This window comes from Pseudoalteromonas sp. SCSIO_11900 (assembly GCF_000576475.1).
GTDB classification, from domain to species: Bacteria; Pseudomonadota; Gammaproteobacteria; order Enterobacterales; family Alteromonadaceae; genus Pseudoalteromonas; species Pseudoalteromonas tetraodonis.
Genome location: NZ_KK070023.1, coordinates 2227421 through 2246738, shown reverse-complemented (window position 1 = coordinate 2246738; position 19318 = coordinate 2227421). Strand labels below are relative to the sequence as shown.

Genomic DNA, 19318 nt, shown 5'->3' with positions numbered 1-19318 from the left:
ATTCGTTTGCCACTAAGCGGTTTTTACCTGCGCTAACACTGTACTGCTTATGTTTTTTAACTCTTTTAGCTCAATTTGATGCTCGTTTATGAGCTCGTCAACAAAACAGCTGCGGTTGTTGTCATCACTTATGATAAACACCTTGTGTTTAGCACGAGTGAGCGCCACATAAAATAAGCGTCGCTCTTCGCTATGGACATACAAATCTTTAGCGGGTAAGAGAGCTTCTAACATTGCAGGCGATGGCTTAGTGCTTGGAAATCCAAATTGCCCGCCATGCATACCTAATATAACTACATAATCGGCTTCTTTACCCTTTGAACCATGAAAGGTATCACACTCAATTTGTAATGAAGCAAAGGTGTGCTGCAAGGCGTTAATATCGGCTTTAGTAGGTAACTGAAAGCGATAGCGTGCCAGTAAATACACAACAGCGGGCTTATTTTTGTTGATAGTGTCGAGTAAATGGGCAAGTGCCCCATTATTTAGCTCAGCTATTTTTGTATTTTTGCTTGAGACAACATTCGCTGTTTTTAATACGCTAATAGCGGGCTCTGTCACTTGTGATAACGAGTTAATTTGCTTAGCTAACTGGGCAGGGTTTTTCATGATAAAACATGAAGCAACCTCACTAATTTTATTATTAAAACGAAAAGTAACATCCAATATGGTTTGTGTGGTAAAACCAAAATGTGCGGCAAATTCTGTGGTAAGGCGCATATCAGCACCACTAAAACGGTAAATAGCTTGCCAGTCATCGCCTACTACAAACAATGAGCTTCCAGGCTTACTATCGCGCAGCGCTTTAACCAACGCCGCACGCGTAGGCGATATATCTTGAAATTCATCAACCATGATATAACGCCAAGGTGATATAAACTTTCCTGTATTAACATAATCGAGGGCTTTGAGGATCATATCGTCAAAGTCTATTTCACCTTGAGTATCTAAATAATGGTTATAGTTGGCTAATAATGGCTTTAATAATTTCCAAGCCTGCTGTATCTGCTTTGAATCGTTCTCAAGCGTTATATTTGCTGTTTTATACACGCTAATTAATTGACTAAATAATGTCGCTAATTTGGTTAAATAACCGCCAGCTTTTATCTCTTTTAGAAGCGCTATATGATTAGGCTTTGCAGTGCTTAATTCAAACCCACTTTTAACGTCATTAAGATTGTTATTTATATAGTTTACCAATGCTTTAGCATACTGTGGCTTAGCATTAGCAAGCGATTCAAAACACCTTTCAACCCATTTTATTTTAGCTGTTTCGTTTTCAGCAAGTTTAGATATTTTAGGCGTTTTTCTCTCAACCTCACCAATAATTGTTAAACCTAAGCTGTGAAAAGTGGCGGTTTTTATAGCCTGTGTTTTCAGCTTAGTTTTAATACGTTCGTCCATTTCACTGGCAGCTTGCTTACCATAGGCGAGTAATAAAATATCATCGTAATTAGCTTGCTCACTGTTAACTAAATAGCCCGCTCGCGCCACCATTACACTGGTTTTACCTGTGCCGGCTCCGGCTAATACGAGGTTATTATCGTCATCGATAATACATGCCCGTCTTTGCTTTTCAGTAAGTGGGTTTGCTTCAACGTTATCGAAAAAACCAGCATAACGCTGCAACTGTGTCTGTGTGTATTTATGCTGTAAAAAGCGAGTTAATGAATCGCTCCACTGACTATATTGTTCGAGTAGTTTTATTTGCGTGCTAACGACTGCCAATGCCTCACTCTTTTTTATCCAAGGTAACCAGCGGTTGTATTGTTGTTTAACGCGCTGTTTTATATCTGCCACATAGGATTGACGCAAAAATTGATGATGTGCAAATTGGTTAATATTTTCTAGCAGCTCATTTAATGGTTCAATATTATTAGTGACCCATAGCTGATCCGTCTTGGCTTTAAGTATTCGGTGACTACCATAAGCCCTCATCCACACTCGATACTGCCCAGACTGTGTTGAAAAACGTAGTGTTTGTCCAAGCACCCCATATTCATAACAAATAGGCGAGGTTAAATCGCACCAATTCAGTGTATCTGTGAGCTTTTTGTTGTTAATGACTAAACCTTGTTGATTAATATCAACAGCGAGGTGTGGGGTAAACAGGCGGCCAAATACGCTGGGGAAAATAGAATTCATTAACAGCAGAATTCCTTTATAAAAATGAACTAATTAACGCTATTTTAAGGTAATACGCGCTGTAAGGATAATAAATCTGGCGGTAAAATTTTCAACGCGTTAAAGTAGAACAAAAAACAACCAATCAATTTATCTATTTCCTTGGCATAACTTCCTACTGTGACTAATGTTTACTCTACATACAAGACAACGCGATGAAAAGGCAAACCGAAACCTTTTTTTGAAGCCGTTACCGTTATTTTAAATGCTGACAGAGACATATACCAAGCACGTATTGCACTGGAAAATCTACTCAGTGCCACAGGCGATAATGAGACCAATAAAGCAGAGTTTTTATAAAACGCTGAACAAGTCAAAGACCGCTTCACAAACTAACTTATTAGCGTTAAATGCCGCGATTGAGGCTGCCAGAGCTGGTGAGCAAGGCCGAGGGTTTGCCGTTGTCGCTGATGAGATTAGAATGTTGGCTACCCGCACACAACAAAGCACCGATGAAATAGATACAATGATCCAACGATTAAATAACAATGTAAAAGCGTCATCAGATTCTTTTAAAAACAGTCAAACAAATGCTAATGCCACACTAAGTAATTTTGATGCCGTTATTAGTATTTTTAGCAACCTAACTCACACCTTTGAAAAAGTGCAGCAAATGTCGGCCGAAACCGCACAAGCAGCACAAATGAAACAAATCTCTGAGCAAACAACACTACCGTCAAAAAATATATCAGCGCTTTACAAGCAAATGAAATCGCAAGTAGATAGCTTTAAGGTATAGTGTTGTAAGCTTGTAAAACAATGGCGCAGCGTTTACTGCGCCATTAAGATAAACCCAACTAAGCCGAATAGCCTAGGCTAGTGTATCAATAATAATTATTTCACACTCTGTTGTTGCAGTTAGCGTGATAAAATCAGCATGAGTGACCTCAGCACCATCCCCTTTGTTCATGGTAATTACACTGTTTTTGTCATCTACAGTAAATACACCATCAGATGCAAGTACATAAGCTTGATGATCAATACGCTGAGTGATGGTGGTACCTTTTGCAAGCTTTCCACCATAAATGCGTGTTTGTTGATTGATAAATAAGGAGTTACCCGCATCTTCTGCATAACCCGACACTAAAAGCGTAAGCTCGTTAGCTACGTCGGTCGGAAATTTTTTACTTTCCCAACGCGGCGGCACATCTTGTTTATTACTTTGAATCCAAATTTGATAAAAAGTAAGAGGCTTATTGGTACGATTATACTCAGAATGCACAATGCCTGTGCCTGCACTCATTACCTGCACTTCTCCTTGCTCGGTTATACCTTTATTACCCATACTATCTTGATGAGTAATGGCACCACTGCGTATGAAACTAATAATTTCCATATTTTTGTGTGGATGCGCTCCAAATCCCATTTCAGGTGCAACCCAATCATCATTAACAACGCGTAATGTACCAAAGCCCATACGAGCTGGATTATAGTAATGTGCAAAACTAAAATGATGTTTAGATTTAAGCCAACCGTGATCGGCACTGCCTAAACTGTTCTTTGGATAATGATTGATCATGGTCTTTCCTCAAAAAGAATAAACATTAATTAATATGGACGTTCACGGTCGTGTGAAGCATCAAAATGATGCTTTGCACCCAGCGGTACTATTTGTGTTGGATTAATCGTTAAGTGGCTTACATAGTAATGCACCTTTGTGTACTCTAAATCGACGGTTTCTTTAACACCCGGTACTTGGTACAGCTCGTTAACGTAATTGCTAATATGGTGAAACTCGCTTAATTTTTGACGGTTACACTTAAAATGCCCGTGATACACCGCATCAAAGCGAATAAGGGTTGTAAATAAACGCCAATCAGCTTCTGTAATAACATCACCAACGAGATAGCGCTGCTTAGCTAAACGCGCTTCTAGCCAGTCTAAACTATCAAATAGTGCGGTGTAAGCCTCGTTGTAAGCCTCTTGTGTAGTAGCAAAACCGGCTTTATATACGCCATTATTAATGGTGTTATAGACACGGTTATTCACGGCTTCGATTTCTTCACGAAGTGGTTCTGGATAATAATCATCAGTATTGCCAGTTAGCTCATTAAACGCACTATTAAGCATACGAATGATCTCTATTGATTCATTATTTACAATAGTTTGCGTTTTTTTATCCCATAAAATCGGCACAGTAACCCGCCCTTCATAACTAGGATCGGCTTTTAAATATAATTGATAGGCGTAATCTAAGTTATAAAGTGGATCGCCCTGCTCGCCAAATTCCCAGCCGTTTTCCATCATTGGCGCTTCAACAATGCTCATAGAAATAATATCTTCGAGCTGCTTCAATTTACGAAAAATAATCGTTCTGTGCGCCCATGGGCACGCCAGCGATACATATAAATGATAACGCCCCGCCTCAGGGGGGAATTTGCTTTGTGGCGCTGATGAAATAGTATCCCTAAAACGGCTGTCTTGACGTACAAATTTACCGTCGCTTTTTTCGGTGTCGTACCATTTATCGACCCATTCACCGTTAACAAGTAATCCCATGTCCGTCTCCTAAGTATGTAGAATGTGCCAACCTTACGCAGATTGGCAGCTTAAAATTCAATCAGTTATATGATCAGCTTATTGGTTTAATTTGTTATGAATTTTTCCATCAAGGGATAGCTTTCCAGCTCCTTGAATAAATAAGGCTAAGGTAATTGCCAACAACGATAAACCAAACTCGTAACCGTTGTTGCTCATAAATAAGCCGTTATCTATATGTACGGTAAAAATAGCAACCACCATAGTGATAGCCAGTACAAAACTCGCAGGACGCACCAGCAAACCAACGATGAGTAGTAATCCACCAAAAAATTCAGCGCCACCCGCCATTAATGCCATTAAATAGCCCGGTGCTAAGCCAATCGACTCCATCCATTGCCCTGTACCTTCCAAGCCATAGCCACCAAACCATGCAAACAGTTTTTGTGCCCCATGAGCACTAAACACTAATCCTGCAATAAGCCTTAATGGTAGTGTTGCAAAAGACTGTTCAGTTTTTGTGATGGCAGCTGGATATTTTTAATCGTCATAATGTTTACCTGTATTGTTTTTGTTGATTATGCAGCTATTGTATAAGTTGAATTAAAATTAAATAACTCCTATTATTTGCTTTATATGTTCAAATATTTTGAACAGTTAATATTTGGTATGATGATGAATACACCCCCTATTAGCATAGAAGCTTTACTGGTATTAGACGCCATTGAGCATCGTGGCAGTTATGCAGCCGCTGCAGAACAACTTAATAAAGTGCCATCAGCCCTGTCGTATATTGTTAATAAACTTGAAGAGCAATTAAATGTAACCTTGTTTCAGCGCCAAGGTCGGCGAGCAGTTTTAACCCCCGCAGGTAAACATTTACTGAGCGAGGGGCGTAAAGTGCTCAATGCTATAAATAATTTATCGGAGCAAACACAAACCATAGCTAATGGCTGGGAGCCTAGAATACGGATTGCTTGTGACTCAATTATTGACGTAACTAATGTTTTTGCTGCTTTGCAACAATTTTTAATTGAACATAAAAGCATTGAAATTGATGTAAAAGAAGAGGTCATGAGCGGTACATGGGAGGCATTAATAGAAGACAATGTTGACTTAGTGATTGGTGCACCCGCCCCCGTGCCTGCTCAAAAAGGGATCAGGGCAGTGAAAATAACGGATATTCAAAATGTACTTGTGGTTCACCCATCCCACCCTTTAGTAAAAGAGCAAAAACCAATCAAGCCTAGTGTTCTTGGTCAATACACCACTGTGATAGTTCATGATTCTGCAAAACAAAGTATTCCGTGGTCAGCTAATTTAATCGAAGGTAGTCAACGTTTTTATGTAAGCTCCGTAAAACAAAAAATTACCGCTATTTTATCGGGAATCGGGATTGGTTATTTACCAGTAAACCTTATTGCTGAACATATTAAAGCTAAAACACTTCATGTTGTGGAGCTCATTGAACCACGTCCTATTCAAGACTTATACCTTGCATGGAAAATAACCAACAAAGGTAAAGGATTAAAAAAATTGACTCAACTTTTAATCGACAATAATTTACAGACATGAAATAAGCCAACTACATAAATGCAAAAGCCCATGCTAACAAAATTAGCATGGGCTTTTTTAATCACTAATAGATGTTATAGAGCAAGATCTTGCTTAGCACGTGTTAAGTTGTGCGACACTAACTCGTTACCTGATATTTGCTGTGCTTCGTAAAAGTCAGATAACGCTGCGGTTTCGTTTTTAGCCATTAAACGGCCAACACCGCGGTTACTTAAAGCAAATGAAGTCAGCTCACGTACTTTAAAACGTGGGCCTGTACTTTGCTGTAATAATGTAATTGCTTTTGAGCAAATTTCTTCAGCTTGGCTGTAGTTTTTTGATTTTACATTTAATGCGCAACTGTTAAATGCAACTTCGAATTCTTGCGGGGCTGTTGCAGCCTCTTCAATAACCATTAACTTGTAGTCACTTTGATCAGCCATTACAGCAGCTGAGCAAGTTAATAAAGAGCCAAGAGCTATGGTTTTGATAAGTGAGCGTTTCATGATTAGTTTCCTATTTGGTTAGTCGTGCTTGTTGCCGACAACTAAACTTTAGAGTGTTTACTTAATCTCGACAAACGATTAAAAACAAACCAATAAGTGAAAAAAACTAACCTATAGACTTTAGTCTAATTAAACTGAGCATATTCGTTTTAATAAAAGCGACAAATAACCGCTCGTTTAACATAGCTTCTTCTTGTAAATCAATATATTCATCTTCAGACATATTTAACTTTTTAAGTATAAACGGTTCAAGGCGCTCCCAATCTTTAATTTTTTCATCACGTAAAATACTATTTACTATGCTTTCAGAGAGCTTTAATACACAAAAACAGAGTTGTTGATTAGGATCGGATGTATCCTCAAGTAAACTTAAATCATGATGGCGTAAAATAAGCTGGCAAATATCTCTTGGTTAATGCCAACTCGATGCTAAGTAATAGCCGATAATGGCATGGTTAGCGCCATAAACACGATCTTCAATATCAACTAAACTTTCTTTACTGCTTCTATTTGAACCATGCAGCACATTGACGTAGTCGTCATATTTAATCGCCATCGGAACTATGCCACAATCATGAAATAAACCGAGAGTGTATAAGTATTCAACTGGAATTTTATTTTTTACTCGCTGTCCAACAATCATGTTTACATTAGCAATTTCAGACGCGTTATCCCAAAAACGCTCTAAACTAATACAACATGTTTTTTGTAAAAACATTTGCTTTAATTTAAGCGCAGGAATAAGTGCTTCTATGCCATTCCAACCTAAAAACATGATGGCTTGTTTAATATCAGACACACTACGTACTAAGCCATAAGCGGGTGAATTAACAATTTTTAAAATAGCAGACGCTATAGCCACATCTTTAGCAATGATTTCTGCGGCGTCTGAAAGCGAGGGCTCTTGTGCAGATGCTAATAATTCAAGGTCATTTAAAATTTGTGGTTTTGGGGGAATAATAAAGTTTTTATTTACATCTGATAATACCTGCTCATTAACGACAATCATCGATGTCTAGCCTCCAGCTAAGCTATATGGATTATTTATTTAATTCCATTTGAACTTTTATACTAGAAGTTGATTAGAGATTTATCAATTTGTAGGTGCTGAAATTGGTAGGGTAAAATAATTTTTAAAAACCAGAGCAGCACACGCCCGGTATATAGACGTGTGCTTTGAATACTAGCTTATTAGAAGTAATAGCCAATATTAATGTTGAAGCGGCGTTCAGTTTCGCTGCTATCGCCCGCTAATGAACCGCCAACAAACGGCATGTTTTTACCATGAACTAAATCAAAGTATGTAAATAAACCACCTGCAGCGACCGAGAAACCGGTTACGTTCATCCAGGTATCTTTGCTGTTGTCTGATTTGTCGTAAATAGCGCTGTAGTCATTATAAAACTGTAAGTTTGTTACTGCGCCCCATTGCACCGGCACACTGTATGCTATGTTTGCACTCGACATAGTTGCTTCCGCTGCCATGCTATCGTAAAACGAGTAAGCGCCTACAGCAATACGGTTTACGTTATCAATATCGTAGTTGTATTCGCCATGTTGTAATTGCAAGTTCCAAGGGCCCATATTACTGTTTAAATGTAATGCCCATGCGTTATAATCACCTGCGCGGTCAACACCATCATGCAAGCCACCAGCAAGCGCTGACACACCAATTTCAGTTTTACCACCCTCATGCTCTAGGTGGTAGCCGTAACGACCTGAGAACGTATTATATTCACCAATTGGATTGGTCGGCTCAGCGTAAACACCATCCCCGGCTTCTCTAAAACCAACAATGTCGTAAGAATAGCGATCGCTGCGGTTATCTACATAACCATCAACACCACCTAATTCATCATTTTTGAAAAAGCCTAAATCAAGCTGCCAGTTATCGGCAATTTTACGCTTAAATAACACCCCTAAATCGTGGTCGTCTTCAAGGCCAACGTAATAGTTAGTGCTGAAAAAGTAGTTATGTGAGTTGTATGGCCAGTTACCAAAAGGAACCTGAGTAATACCTGCTTGAACTTGCCAATCATCAGCAAAATCGTAAGCTGCATAAGCGTATTTAACAGCGGTCATATAATCAAAAAAGCGAATTTCAGCGTTTAATTTTACATCACCCACATCGCCTGAGAAATTTAGACGAAAAATATCAAAATCAAAATCGCCACCGCGATTTTTATTATCGTCATCATACGAGGTGTGGCTATAGTTGGTTCGAACAGCACCGCCAATTTTAATTCCCTGAGGCTTGTGTTCATGTTTAGCTACTTTAACTTCAGCTATATCTTCTTTCTGTTCAATGGTGCGCTCGATTAATTTTTCACTTTTTTGCTCTGCTTTTGCAAGTTGCTTTTGCAGCATTTCCACTTGTTTTTGTAAGCTGCTTAATTGCTGCTTTACTTTATCAAGATCTGTATCTGCATGTGCCGGATGTGAAAAAACAACCATAGCCACTGCCAGTGCTAAAGGTTTCATAGGTGTCATAATTTGTCCTTGCTTGCCTTGTTGATGTTATTAACTCGAACTTGGTCAGCGTGAGCTAAGTACCTGCTTGATTTTACATGTTGTTTTACAATGATAACGTATTTTTACAACTCTTCAATTACACTTTATGATTTTGCGCAACACACACACTACTTTTTAGCGGGGTAAGCATAACAATTAATCATCATTTTAATAAATGAAAGCAGCAGCTAGCAAAATTAAAGCTTAAAAAATAGCAGGATGATCATGTACCTATTTTTAATGTGTTATTATTTAAAAATCATATTTAAAACAGCCAGTTTGTTGCTACATATATAAATTAAGGACTCTCAAAAAATGAAAAATAACGATACCTTTAACACAATTGCTACGTTAATTTTTAAGCATCTTTATAATAACTTTCCAAGCCCAAGCCAGTTAGATCCTGAACAATTAATTAGCGACACCTCAGAACATCAAGGTGAGCAAATAAAAGGAACAATCGCGTTTCTTCTTCATGAGGAATATATATTTTCGACGCCCAGCGCCACTTTTTTGCTAACCGAAAAAGGCTTTAGCCACGCTTTATGTCCAAAGTTTTGATCTAACTTTACTTTTAAGCACTAAAGCTTAAGTGAATTACTATAAGAAGTTACAACAATGAGTGATTTTATTTGGTTACTTCCAGCAGCGGTACTCACTATCATTTTAATTAAACTGATTAAACAATCTAAAAAACTGCCTTAGCTTTTTATTTAATGAGTACGCTTTAGCAATTTTTGGATTTGCGCGATTACCATCCTTGGCTCATTATTTTGTGGATAGTGGTAACTTTTACCGGTTAGCACTGTCACACCTTGAGGAAAAGCATTAGCCCAGTTTGCATGCAGTTCCCCCCACATTTCACGCCCTTTATCAGTAAAAAATAACACCGACGGATTTTCATACTTTTTAACTGAGGCAATAACCGTCACAGGAATATCAGCTATTTGTGGGTAATCGGGCAAAGGTCGCTTAGACCAAAAGTCTACATACTGATTTGACATACCGTTTTTCATATCATCACGTTTTATAGCGGCAATTTCTTTTTCAGTGCGCGATAAATCAATCTTACGCATAATATCAACATCATGCTCTGAGGCGGGTTCAATTAACATTAACGCTTTAATGTTATCAGGCTAGCTTGCTGCAAATACTCTTGCGATATAAGCTCCATAAGAATGCGCCACATAAATCACCGGCTCTTCAATTTTTAATGCTTTAAGTAATAGTAAAGCCTCAGCAGCATACTCCTCTGAGCTATAGTTTTTCTTTATTTGCGCTGAGCCGCCATTGCCAATTCGAGAATAACGAATTACTTTTGCATGCTTGGTAATCGCTTTATAAATGGGTTCCCAATCACTTAAACCGGCAGAGCCACCTGCCTCAAGTAAAACAGTGTGTTTACCACTACCCGCCATTTCATATTCAATATCAAAGCCATTTACTTGCACTTTAGCAAGCTCAGCAAACACAACGCTTGAGGTGATTAATACCCAAAATAGAATCGTTTTTAGTATTATTTTCATATTGTTAAAGCAAATTAGTAGTTAGCTTAAGTTTATAACATTAAGCACTATGTTTATAAATAAATTCTCTAACGCATACCCTTAAAAATAAATAATCACGTCAATCATGCTTAAATCATGTTTTGGCTGATAGATTTCCTTATTCAAACCTATAAACCTCTGTGACCCTATGCCATAATCTAAATAATTCATAAATTTAGTAACTTGGCGGAATACCAACCGTTTCAAGCTAACTTATAGGGTGTTTAAATGGCTTATCAAGAGCAAAATCAAGCAACAATCTATTGGCACGACTACGAAACCTGGGGGGCAAGCCCGCAAAAGGATAAGCCGAGTCAGTTTGCCGGTGTACGCACCGATCTTGATTTAAATATTATTGGCGAGCCGCTTATTGAGTACTGTAAGCCTCAAGCGGATTATTTACCGCATCCTGAGGCGTGTTTAATTACTGGTATTACCCCACAAGTGGCGATGCAAAAAGGCTTAGTTGAGGCTGAGTTTATTGCTAAAATTCATGCCGAATTTAGCGTGCCCAATACCTGTGTGGCTGGTTATAATAGTATTCGCTTTGATGATGAAGTAAGCCGATATAGCTTTTATCGTAACTTTTACGACCCATATGAGCGTGAATATAAAAACAATAACAGTCGTTGGGATATTATAGATTTAGTGCGTGCCTGCTATGCACTTCGGCCTGAGGGTATTGAGTGGCCATTAAAAGAAGATGGCAGCCCAAGCTTTAAACTTGAGCATTTAACTGTCGCTAATGGTATTGAACATGCCGCTGCGCACGATGCATTAAGTGATGTAACGGCTACCATTGCACTGGCTAAATTAATAAAAGAAAAGCAACCTAAGCTATATCACTTCTTTTTTAGTTTGCGCAATAAAAAAGCCCTTGTTGAATTGGTGGACGTGTTTAACATGACCCCATTAGTGCATACCTCATCGCGTATTCCAGCAACCCAGGGTTGTACCACGTGGGTGGCACCTATGAGCTTTCATCCTGTTAATAAAAACGCAGTTATTTGTTTTGATTTAACCCAAAACCCACAGGTATTACTTGATTTAAATGTAGAAGAGCTACGCAAGCGTTTATACACCAAACGTACAGATTTAGCAGAGGGTGATTTACCCGTAGGTTTAAAGCTGGTGCATTTAAACAAGTGCCCTATTTTAGCGCCAGCTAAAACGCTACTGCCTGAAAACGCTGCTCGCTTGGGTATTGACCGCGAGCAATGCTTGGCTAATTTAGCCATTTTAAAAGCCAATACTGAGCTTCGCGATAAAGTCACTGAGGTATTTAACGAGCAAGGCGATTACAGCGCCACCACAAACGTGGATTACTTATTATATGATGGCTTTACTAGCCATGCTGATAAAGCTAAATTTGCGATTATTCGTGATGCAAAACCTGAAGACTTGGCAAGTTTAAAGCTTGAATTTGAAGACCCTAAATTCAATACTTTATTATTTAGATACCGCGCCCGTAACTGGCCACAAACGCTAAACCAGCAAGAGCTTGATCAATGGCGTCAATATTGCCAAAGCAAGTTAATGCATGGCGAAGATCAGCCATCAATCAGCGCGCAAGATTTTATGATCACTCTTGAAAACCTAGCGCATGAACATGACGACAGCGAAAAAAATCTTACAATTTTAAAAGCGCTGTATAACTACGCGCAAAGCATGTAATTTGCTTTAGTGTATATAACCCATGAAAAACGCGACACTTTAGCAAAAAGTGTCGCGTTTTTTGTTACTAGGTAAAAAACCAAAAAACTATCTCAACAAGAGAGGTGAATGAGAAAACATAAAACCAACATTCATTTTTTATGTGTATCACTTTCTCTAAAAACGCAGCGCCTCTTAGCCTCTTTGTGAACAGTTTACTTTTACCAATTACATTACTTTTTATGCAGTGCTTCAATACGCGCTAGTAAACTTGAGGTATCGTACCTGCCGCCGCCAAGTGCCTGTACATCAGCGTAGTATTGATCGACCGTTGCAGTCATTGGCAGCGTTGCACCGTTATTTTTAGCTTCATCGAGTGCAATACCTAAATCTTTACGCATCCAATCTACAGCAAAACCAAACTCGTACTCGCCTGCCCACATTGTTTTGTAGCGGTTTTCCATTTGCCACGAACCAGCTGCGCCTTTAGAAATGGTTTCTATTACTTTTTCGCCATCAAGCCCTACTTGTTTAGCAAAATGTAAGCCTTCAGCTAACCCTTGCACTACACCAGCAATACAAATTTGGTTGACCATTTTACATAATTGCCCTGAGCCAACTTCCCCTAATAACTGGCTAAAACGGCTAAACGCCGCCATGATAGGTTGTGCTTTAGCAAATACCGTTTCGTTGCCACCGGCCATAACGGTTAACACCCCGTTTTCAGCACCTGCTTGACCGCCTGATACTGGCGCATCAATAAAGTCGATATGCTGTAAAGCCGCTTTTGCCGCAACTTCACGCGCTACCTCAGCAGAAGTAGTTGTGTGATCGATTAAAATCGTGTTTTTTTCCATACCAGCTAAAACGCCATCATCGCCGTATACCACTGACCGTAAGTCGTCGTCATTGCCAACACACATAAATACCATATCGGCACCACTTGCAGCTTCACGCGGGGTAGGTGCAAAACTACCGTTAAAATCTTCAACCCATTTTTGTGCTTTAGCTGCTGTGCGGTTATAAACACATACGCTATGCCCCGCTTTTGCTAGATGCCCTGCCATTGGGTAACCCATTACGCCTAAACCTATAAATGCAATTTTAACTGACATAAAAATGACCTATTTAACTGATAACTTAGAAACATAAGCTCGATTATGTCAATCGGCCGCAAAAAAAGCGAATGAAAGTCTTTTAAAATTTCCCTCATACGGAAATTAGGTAGGTAATCTATGGATAGTATTTATCAATTTAACGCACCACTTTGTAATAACGATGATTTTTCTTTGAGTCAGCTAAAAGGAAAAGCGGTTCTTATTGTTAATACCGCCAGTAAATGTCATTTTTCTGCGCAATTATGCGCGCTAGAAAAGCTATATCAACAATACAAAAACGATGGGTTTACTATTTTAGCCTTTCCGTGTAATCAATTTGATAAAAATGAGCCATTAGAGGGAATGGCCATTAAAGACTATTATCAAAAACATTTTTCAATTAATTTTGAGGTGTTTAATAAGGTCATGGTAAATGGCCCAGATACGCATCCACTGTTTAGTTATTTAAAATCTCATACACGGGGTATTGCACAAAACCGAGCAATAAAATGGAACTTCACTAAGTTTTTAGTTAATGCACAAGGGCAGCTGGTTGCTCGCTATGCACCGCGAACTAAACCGGAGTCATTACATAATGTAATAACAAGCTGCTTAGAATCAGTGCCCGTTATAAAACCGACGACCGCTCGTTTAGGAGTCCGTTCGGCTGTATTAAAATAATCCTGTCGTAATTAAAACAACAAGAGTGAAGCATCTATAGTAAGAATAGTTTATGGTAATAAAATAATTGATTACTTGGAGCTAGTTAATGGATATTGCTTTTTTTAGTGCTCAGAAATATGAGCGCCCTTTTTTTGAGCAAAGTTTAAATGGCTTTTCTAACATCACTATTACTTATTTTGAGCAAAGTTTATCGGCGCAGACGGCAATATTAGCTAAAAACTTTGACGCTGTGTGCGTATTTGTCAACGATTCTGTTGATAAAGCGGTAATTGAGCAACTTGCCACATTGGGTGTTAGCGCTATTTTATTACGCTGTGCGGGGTTTAATAACGTTGACTTGCCCGTTGCCAAACAGCATAACTTAAGCGTATTACGCGTACCCGCCTACAGCCCTGAGGCAGTCGCGGAGCATTGTGTTGCCCTTATGCTTACCCTCAGCCGTAAAACACACAAAGCTTATAACCGCGTACGCGAAGACAACTTTGATTTAAATGGCTTACTTGGGTTTAACTTACATAACAAGACCATAGGTATTATAGGCTGCGGTAAAATAGGCCTTGCACTGTGTAACATTTTAAATGGTTTTGGCGCTAACGTTTTAGTGTGTGACCCTTTTGCAAAACCAGGCAATTACACTATTACCGATTTAAATACCCTACTTGCCCAAAGCGATATAATTTCACTGCACTGCCCGCTGAGCGAAGACACGCATCATTTAATCGATGACGTTGCATTTAATAAAATGAAAACCGGGGTCATGCTCATTAATACTTCGCGCGGTGCGCTGGTAAACAGCCAAGCGTGTATTAAAGCACTTAAATCACAAAAACTGGGGTATTTAGGGCTTGATGTGTACGAACAAGAATCAGAGCTGTTTTTTAAAAACCACAGTGAAGAAATAAATCAAGACGATATATTTTCTCGCTTAGTGAGTTTTAGAAACGTGTTAATAACAGGGCATCAAGGCTTTTTTACTCAAGAAGCTCTAACCGAAATCGCTAATATAACATTACAAAATGCAAACGAGCTTGCTCAAGGGCAAACGCTAACCAATCAAGTATTGTAATATCAAGTCATTTAAACTGTAAAAAGCGAACTTTCGGGTGACTCCCAATAGTTCGCTTTTTAAAACGGCATTTTTAAATTCGCGTTTAAAAGTTTTTAACCAAACGCTACATTTATAAATACTAAGGTCATAAGTATAGGACACACAAAGCGAATATATTGTGCAAACCAATAGTGCGGCCCACTACTTGCTTTGTGCAGCTTATTACCACGTTGCCATAGCCAGCCTACCGTTATAAAGTAAAACAGCCCCATTAACGGCAATTGGTATTGGGTAAATACCATAATCACTAAACCAAACAACCAATCAAAGTTTAAAATAATGGTACTGGCACAAATAAGCACAACAGCACTGACTGCCCATGTTGCTTTGGTTCTATCTACACTGTGGTTTTCAACCAAAAATGCCACAGGGATCTCAGTTGACGAAATAGTTGAGGTAACTGAAGCTATCGACATCAATACAAAAAATAATAAGCCAACCAATAAACCAATTTCACCCATAGTGCCAAATAGCTCAGGTAATATGGCAAAAATAAGTTGTCCCTCACCAATTAATTTACCGTTATTAAATACTTCAACGCCATTGTACTGGGCAACATAAATAGCCGGAATTATTAATAAGCCCGCCAAAAACGCCACGCTGGTATCAAGTAGCGCAACACTTGCGGTTAATTTTGGTAAGTTAGCTCCGGGTTTTAAATATGAGCCGTAAATCATCATACAGCCTACCCCAAGCGACAACGAAAAGAACGCTTGCCCCATTGCGGCAATAATTAAATCAGGGTCGAGTATTTTACTAAAGTCAGGCACTAAATAGGCAGCAAACCCTTCGCTTGCGCCATCTAACGTTGCAATATAAATAATAAGCCCAATGAGGAGAACAAGTAAAAGCGGCATTAAACGGCGTGACCAGGTTTCTATTCCCGACTTCACCCCTTTTAAAATAATACTGGCGGTTAGAATAAGCATAAGCGGCGTAAAAATAAAATTACGTAACATAGAGTCACTATGTAAAAACTCACTCAAGCTCTGCAAGCCAAAAAAGCTACTTATAGGCTCTATAGCGTAGGAAAGCATCCAACCGGCCACAATTGAGTAAAAACTTAACATAACGATGGCACCGGCAAGGCCAATATAGCCTGCTGCGGCTCCCACTTTAGGGGCGTGATTTTGCCATGCTTGGCTTAGCGCTTTAACAGGGTTAGCTTGGGCTTTGTAACCTAAATACAGCTCGGTGTACAAAGCAGGTAACGCCAGCAAAAAAATAACGATAAAGTAAACCAGTAAAAATGCGCCGCCACCATGATTAGCAGCCTGCGTAGGAAAACCCCATATATTACCTAAGCCTACCGCTGCACCGGCTGCTGCCAATACAAAACCTAGTCGACTTTGAAAACCATCACGCACTTGTGCCATACACCTACAAATCTGTTATTATTTTAACGAATGCGAATTAAACCATATTTAAGAGCGACTGAGTAATAAAAATGTACTTAGCGCTCACAACAACTAACAACCGCTCACAAACTATCCAGCTTTGGGTAATAAATATGTAATCGGTCGTCATTTATAACGAGCAATGATGAGTGTAACTTACTTTGAAAACCAGCTAGCAGTCACACCCGCTTTAGCAAATAACAGCCATTGCATTGCGTTGCTTAACGCGACCACCCTCAATGTGGGTGAATTTGATTTACCCCACTATTTAAGCCCTTTTGAGCTCAATGTTATTAATCGGCGTAAAACCCCACAAGCTAAACAAGAATATTTAGCCACACGTTTAGTGCTTAAATACCTAGTAAAAACCGCTTGTTCTTCTTACGCATCATTAAAGCTGTGTGATATTAGTTCTGAATTTAACCCCGATAACAGTAAATTAGAATTACATATTAAAAATACAACAGGCGTGATCAGTTGCTGTATTTCTCATTCTCATGGTTTTGTAGGTGCAGCGTTAAATGTAGCATCAACTCAATTTGGCTTTGATATTGAAAAAATTAATTTAAAGCGCCCTTTTAATAAACTCGCTAAACACTTTTACCATCCAGCCGAAGTGAGCTTAATAATCGATTCAGATAACATAACAACTCAAGCACATCATTTTTTTAGGATTTGGACATTAAAAGAAGCGCTGGCTAAAGCCACCAGCCGCCCCATTGCTCAATTATTAAGCCCTAATGTGTTTAACGAACTTAATAACACTCAGCTTACAGCTTGTAGCAATACCGTGGTTGGAGCACATAACGACATGTTTGATATTAGCGTTGTGGCAAAAAAAAGCACCGACTGGCGGTGCTCAATAATAACTATTAACGATTTACGCAGCGCAATCACTTTCTAGTAATCGACTATGAATCGCTTGAACCACAGCATCAGACTCGCTTTGCTCAACTAAAAAGCACAAGTTATGTTTACTTGCACCATGGCAAATGAGTCGAATATTAAAATCACTTAACACTTTCATTAAATTCATTTCATGTTGGCGCAAAACAATTTCAGAGCCAATTAACGCTACCAGCGTTAAATTGTTTTCAACCGATACATGGCAAAATTCAGCAAGCTTATCTAAACATGCTTGATCAAGCTCTGGACGTGATGCATTAGGCGCATTATCAAGGGTAATTGCTACACTAATTTCAGAGGTGGTGACCAAATCTACCGAAATATTGCACTCACTTAAAATAGTAAATATACGCGCTAAAAAGCCACTGGCTAATAACATTTCTGGGCTTTTAAGGGTTAATAATATTTGATTTTTACGTTGCGTTACCGCACGTATACCAGGTAGCTGCGATTTTTCACGTTCAATCCACGTACCGCCAAGTTCAGGCTCTGTGCTTGAGCCAACAAACACATTAATATGGCTGCGACTGGCAGGTAAAATTGTAGCTGGGTGCAGCACTTTAGCGCCAAAGGTCGCCATTTCTGCTGCTTCATCAAAACTTAAACGCGCAATAGGAGTAGCTTTTACACACAAACGAGGATCGGTGCTAAAAATACCCACTACGTCAGTCCAAATATGCACACTTTTAGCGTTAATAGCCTCAGCAAGCAGTGCAGCACTATAATCTGAGCCACCTCGACCGAGCGTGGTCGTTAAATTGTTTGCATCGCTACCGATGAACCCTTGGGTTACAATAACGCTATCATCAAGCAGCGGAATTAAATGTGCTTTAGCGGCTTGCGCTGTGGCGCCCACATTTGGTGTTGCTTTACCAAATTGGCTATCGGTTTTAAGCACCTGGCGCACATCAAAACGAGTGGCATTTAAACCCTTTAACCTTAGTACTTGGGTAAATAAGTACGACGATAAACGCTCGCCAAAGCTAAGTAGCTCATCGAACTGCTGCTCAGTATTGAGTGTTTGTGCCGCCAACGTTTGAAATGCATCAAGCGTTTGATTAAACCCAAGGGCTAAATCATTATCTAACGACAGGTCATTTAAAATAGCCTGCTGAATCGCAAGTACACCATCAATATGCTGTTGGCGTTTAGCGGCTTCAATACCCGCTTTGCAAAGCTCCACTAAATGATTGGTCACTCCGGCACTGGCGCTTACTGCAACAATACGTACATTTTTATCGTTTACGATAATTTCGCTACAACGGCTCATCGCCTCAAAGTTAGCAACGCTGGTGCCACCAAATTTGGCAACAATGTAATCTGATTTTGTGCACTGTGAACTTTGTGGCACTGATTGGGTAGTCATTTCGTCTCCTTTCGCGGCATCCAAACCGCAATAAAACAAGAAGAACTTGGCAGGAAATAAAGATAAGAAAAATCTACTGCCAGAAGCTCTCCACCTAAATTGGTGACAGTTTTGAGGATTCAGCCCCATAAACCGAAAAACAATGGTAACGACCCATTATTTTCCTCGGCGAGTACTTCCCTCCTTAATGGTCGCAGGCTGTCGTTGCCTCACATTAAGTACCTAAGTATCGCACCTCTTCTGAATGTATTATTAACCTGTGGCTAATAAAACAAAACCGCACTAAGAGTGCGGCTTTGAAAGTTATCGTTTAGACGTCTAGCTGTC

At 39.3% G+C, this 19318-nt stretch carries 15 protein-coding genes, 3 pseudogenes and 1 riboswitch; of the genes and pseudogenes, 7 read left to right on the top strand and 11 right to left on the bottom strand.

Going from position 1 to position 19318, the window contains the following annotated elements; genetic code table 11:
• Positions 1 to 12: 12 nt before the first annotated feature.
• Positions 13 to 2145 (bottom strand): DNA helicase IV, encoded by a 2133-nt coding sequence (helD, locus tag BG00_RS10425; protein ID WP_036982431.1) that lies wholly within the window; start codon positions 2143 to 2145, stop codon positions 13 to 15.
• Positions 2146 to 2497: 352 nt separating this feature from the next.
• Between helD and BG00_RS17865 the strand changes: the two are divergent.
• Positions 2498 to 2923 (top strand): annotated as a pseudogene (locus BG00_RS17865) (methyl-accepting chemotaxis protein); the annotation flags it as partial.
• Positions 2924 to 2995: 72 nt separating this feature from the next.
• Here the strand turns inward: BG00_RS17865 and BG00_RS10415 are convergent.
• The 3 genes and pseudogenes from BG00_RS10415 to BG00_RS10405 form a co-directional block, all read right to left on the bottom strand.
• Positions 2996 to 3703 carry a pirin family protein gene (locus BG00_RS10415; RefSeq protein WP_036982427.1) on the bottom strand — a complete coding sequence of 236 codons (708 nt, stop codon included), beginning with the start codon at positions 3701 to 3703 and terminating at the stop codon, positions 2996 to 2998.
• A 29-nt stretch (positions 3704 to 3732) separates the two neighbouring features.
• Positions 3733 to 4683 carry a glutathione S-transferase family protein gene (locus BG00_RS10410; RefSeq protein ID WP_036982424.1) on the bottom strand — a complete coding sequence of 317 codons (951 nt, stop codon included), beginning with the start codon at positions 4681 to 4683 and terminating at the stop codon, positions 3733 to 3735.
• A 78-nt stretch (positions 4684 to 4761) separates the two neighbouring features.
• A pseudogene (locus tag BG00_RS10405) lies at positions 4762 to 5213 on the bottom strand (DoxX family protein).
• Between the two features lie 124 nt (positions 5214 to 5337).
• Here BG00_RS10405 and BG00_RS10400 point away from each other — a divergent pair.
• A complete protein-coding gene (locus BG00_RS10400) occupies positions 5338 to 6237 on the top strand; it encodes a LysR substrate-binding domain-containing protein (RefSeq protein ID WP_036982422.1) in 900 nt (299 codons plus the stop codon).
• 74 nt (positions 6238 to 6311) lie between these two features.
• Here BG00_RS10400 and BG00_RS10395 read toward each other — a convergent pair whose 3' ends face one another.
• The 3 genes from BG00_RS10395 to BG00_RS10385 form a co-directional block, all read right to left on the bottom strand.
• The gene (locus BG00_RS10395) at positions 6312 to 6722 is read right to left on the bottom strand and encodes a hypothetical protein (protein ID WP_013465125.1); all 411 of its coding nucleotides are present in this window, start codon (positions 6720 to 6722) and stop codon (positions 6312 to 6314) included.
• A 412-nt stretch (positions 6723 to 7134) separates the two neighbouring features.
• Positions 7135 to 7731: an HDOD domain-containing protein gene (locus BG00_RS10390; RefSeq protein WP_249929874.1), complete on the bottom strand. Its 597-nt coding sequence runs from the start codon at positions 7729 to 7731 to the stop codon at positions 7135 to 7137.
• A gap of 182 nt (positions 7732 to 7913) precedes the next feature.
• Positions 7914 to 9212, bottom strand: coding sequence for a porin (locus BG00_RS10385; protein ID WP_036982420.1), 1299 nt, complete (start codon positions 9210 to 9212; stop codon positions 7914 to 7916).
• Between the two features lie 336 nt (positions 9213 to 9548).
• On the opposite strand from BG00_RS10385, the gene BG00_RS10380 reads away from it, so the two are divergent.
• Entirely contained in the window at positions 9549 to 9794 is a 246-nt protein-coding gene (locus tag BG00_RS10380) for a hypothetical protein (protein WP_036982419.1), read from the top strand.
• A gap of 152 nt (positions 9795 to 9946) precedes the next feature.
• Here the strand turns inward: BG00_RS10380 and BG00_RS10375 are convergent.
• Positions 9947 to 10759 (bottom strand): annotated as a pseudogene (locus BG00_RS10375) (alpha/beta fold hydrolase).
• A gap of 249 nt (positions 10760 to 11008) precedes the next feature.
• Between BG00_RS10375 and sbcB the strand changes: the two are divergent.
• Complete coding sequence (gene sbcB, locus BG00_RS10370; RefSeq protein ID WP_036982417.1) at positions 11009 to 12454, top strand: exodeoxyribonuclease I; 1446 nt, start codon at positions 11009 to 11011, stop codon at positions 12452 to 12454.
• A 212-nt stretch (positions 12455 to 12666) separates the two neighbouring features.
• On the opposite strand, the gene BG00_RS10365 is transcribed toward sbcB, so the two are convergent.
• On the bottom strand, positions 12667 to 13548 hold the full coding sequence (locus BG00_RS10365; RefSeq protein ID WP_036982416.1) for an NAD(P)-dependent oxidoreductase: 882 nt from the start codon (positions 13546 to 13548) through the stop codon (positions 12667 to 12669).
• A gap of 120 nt (positions 13549 to 13668) precedes the next feature.
• On the opposite strand from BG00_RS10365, the gene BG00_RS10360 reads away from it, so the two are divergent.
• Together BG00_RS10360 and BG00_RS10355 are read left to right on the top strand one after the other, a co-directional pair.
• Complete coding sequence (locus BG00_RS10360; RefSeq protein ID WP_036982413.1) at positions 13669 to 14211, top strand: glutathione peroxidase; 543 nt, start codon at positions 13669 to 13671, stop codon at positions 14209 to 14211.
• An 88-nt stretch (positions 14212 to 14299) separates the two neighbouring features.
• Entirely contained in the window at positions 14300 to 15280 is a 981-nt protein-coding gene (locus tag BG00_RS10355) for a 2-hydroxyacid dehydrogenase (protein WP_036982411.1), read from the top strand.
• A gap of 95 nt (positions 15281 to 15375) precedes the next feature.
• Here BG00_RS10355 and BG00_RS10350 read toward each other — a convergent pair whose 3' ends face one another.
• Positions 15376 to 16698, bottom strand: a complete 1323-nt coding sequence (locus BG00_RS10350; RefSeq protein WP_036982409.1) for a sodium-dependent transporter — start codon at positions 16696 to 16698, stop codon at positions 15376 to 15378.
• Between the two features lie 166 nt (positions 16699 to 16864).
• Here BG00_RS10350 and BG00_RS10345 point away from each other — a divergent pair, with 166 nt between their 5' ends.
• Complete coding sequence (locus BG00_RS10345) at positions 16865 to 17623, top strand: 4'-phosphopantetheinyl transferase family protein (RefSeq protein WP_036982407.1); 759 nt, start codon at positions 16865 to 16867, stop codon at positions 17621 to 17623.
• On the opposite strand, the gene lysC is transcribed toward BG00_RS10345, so the two are convergent.
• The gene (lysC, locus tag BG00_RS10340) at positions 17600 to 18991 is read right to left on the bottom strand and encodes a lysine-sensitive aspartokinase 3 (RefSeq protein WP_190276265.1); all 1392 of its coding nucleotides are present in this window, start codon (positions 18989 to 18991) and stop codon (positions 17600 to 17602) included. The genes BG00_RS10345 and lysC overlap by 24 nt on opposite strands.
• 75 nt (positions 18992 to 19066) lie before the next feature.
• A riboswitch (Lysine riboswitch) is annotated at positions 19067 to 19239 on the bottom strand.
• Positions 19240 to 19318 lie beyond the last annotated feature (79 nt).

Excerpts from the sequence above, each read along its gene's own strand:
- helD (WP_036982431.1), bottom strand. The coding sequence starts at position 2,145 with ATGAATTCTATTTTCCCCAGCGTATTTGGCCGCCTGTTTACCCCACAC.
- BG00_RS10415 (WP_036982427.1), bottom strand. The coding sequence starts at position 3,703 with ATGATCAATCATTATCCAAAGAACAGTTTAGGCAGTGCCGATCACGGT.
- BG00_RS10410 (WP_036982424.1), bottom strand. The coding sequence starts at position 4,683 with ATGGGATTACTTGTTAACGGTGAATGGGTCGATAAATGGTACGACACC.
- BG00_RS10400 (WP_036982422.1), top strand. The coding sequence starts at position 5,338 with ATGAATACACCCCCTATTAGCATAGAAGCTTTACTGGTATTAGACGCC.
- BG00_RS10395 (WP_013465125.1), bottom strand. The coding sequence starts at position 6,722 with ATGAAACGCTCACTTATCAAAACCATAGCTCTTGGCTCTTTATTAACT.
- BG00_RS10390 (WP_249929874.1), bottom strand. The coding sequence starts at position 7,731 with ATGATTGTCGTTAATGAGCAGGTATTATCAGATGTAAATAAAAACTTT.
- BG00_RS10385 (WP_036982420.1), bottom strand. The coding sequence starts at position 9,212 with ATGACACCTATGAAACCTTTAGCACTGGCAGTGGCTATGGTTGTTTTT.
- BG00_RS10380 (WP_036982419.1), top strand. The coding sequence starts at position 9,549 with ATGAAAAATAACGATACCTTTAACACAATTGCTACGTTAATTTTTAAG.
- sbcB (WP_036982417.1), top strand. The coding sequence starts at position 11,009 with ATGGCTTATCAAGAGCAAAATCAAGCAACAATCTATTGGCACGACTAC.
- BG00_RS10365 (WP_036982416.1), bottom strand. The coding sequence starts at position 13,548 with ATGTCAGTTAAAATTGCATTTATAGGTTTAGGCGTAATGGGTTACCCA.
- BG00_RS10360 (WP_036982413.1), top strand. The coding sequence starts at position 13,669 with ATGGATAGTATTTATCAATTTAACGCACCACTTTGTAATAACGATGAT.
- BG00_RS10355 (WP_036982411.1), top strand. The coding sequence starts at position 14,300 with ATGGATATTGCTTTTTTTAGTGCTCAGAAATATGAGCGCCCTTTTTTT.
- BG00_RS10350 (WP_036982409.1), bottom strand. The coding sequence starts at position 16,698 with ATGGCACAAGTGCGTGATGGTTTTCAAAGTCGACTAGGTTTTGTATTG.
- BG00_RS10345 (WP_036982407.1), top strand. The coding sequence starts at position 16,865 with ATGAGTGTAACTTACTTTGAAAACCAGCTAGCAGTCACACCCGCTTTA.
- lysC (WP_190276265.1), bottom strand. The coding sequence starts at position 18,991 with ATGACTACCCAATCAGTGCCACAAAGTTCACAGTGCACAAAATCAGAT.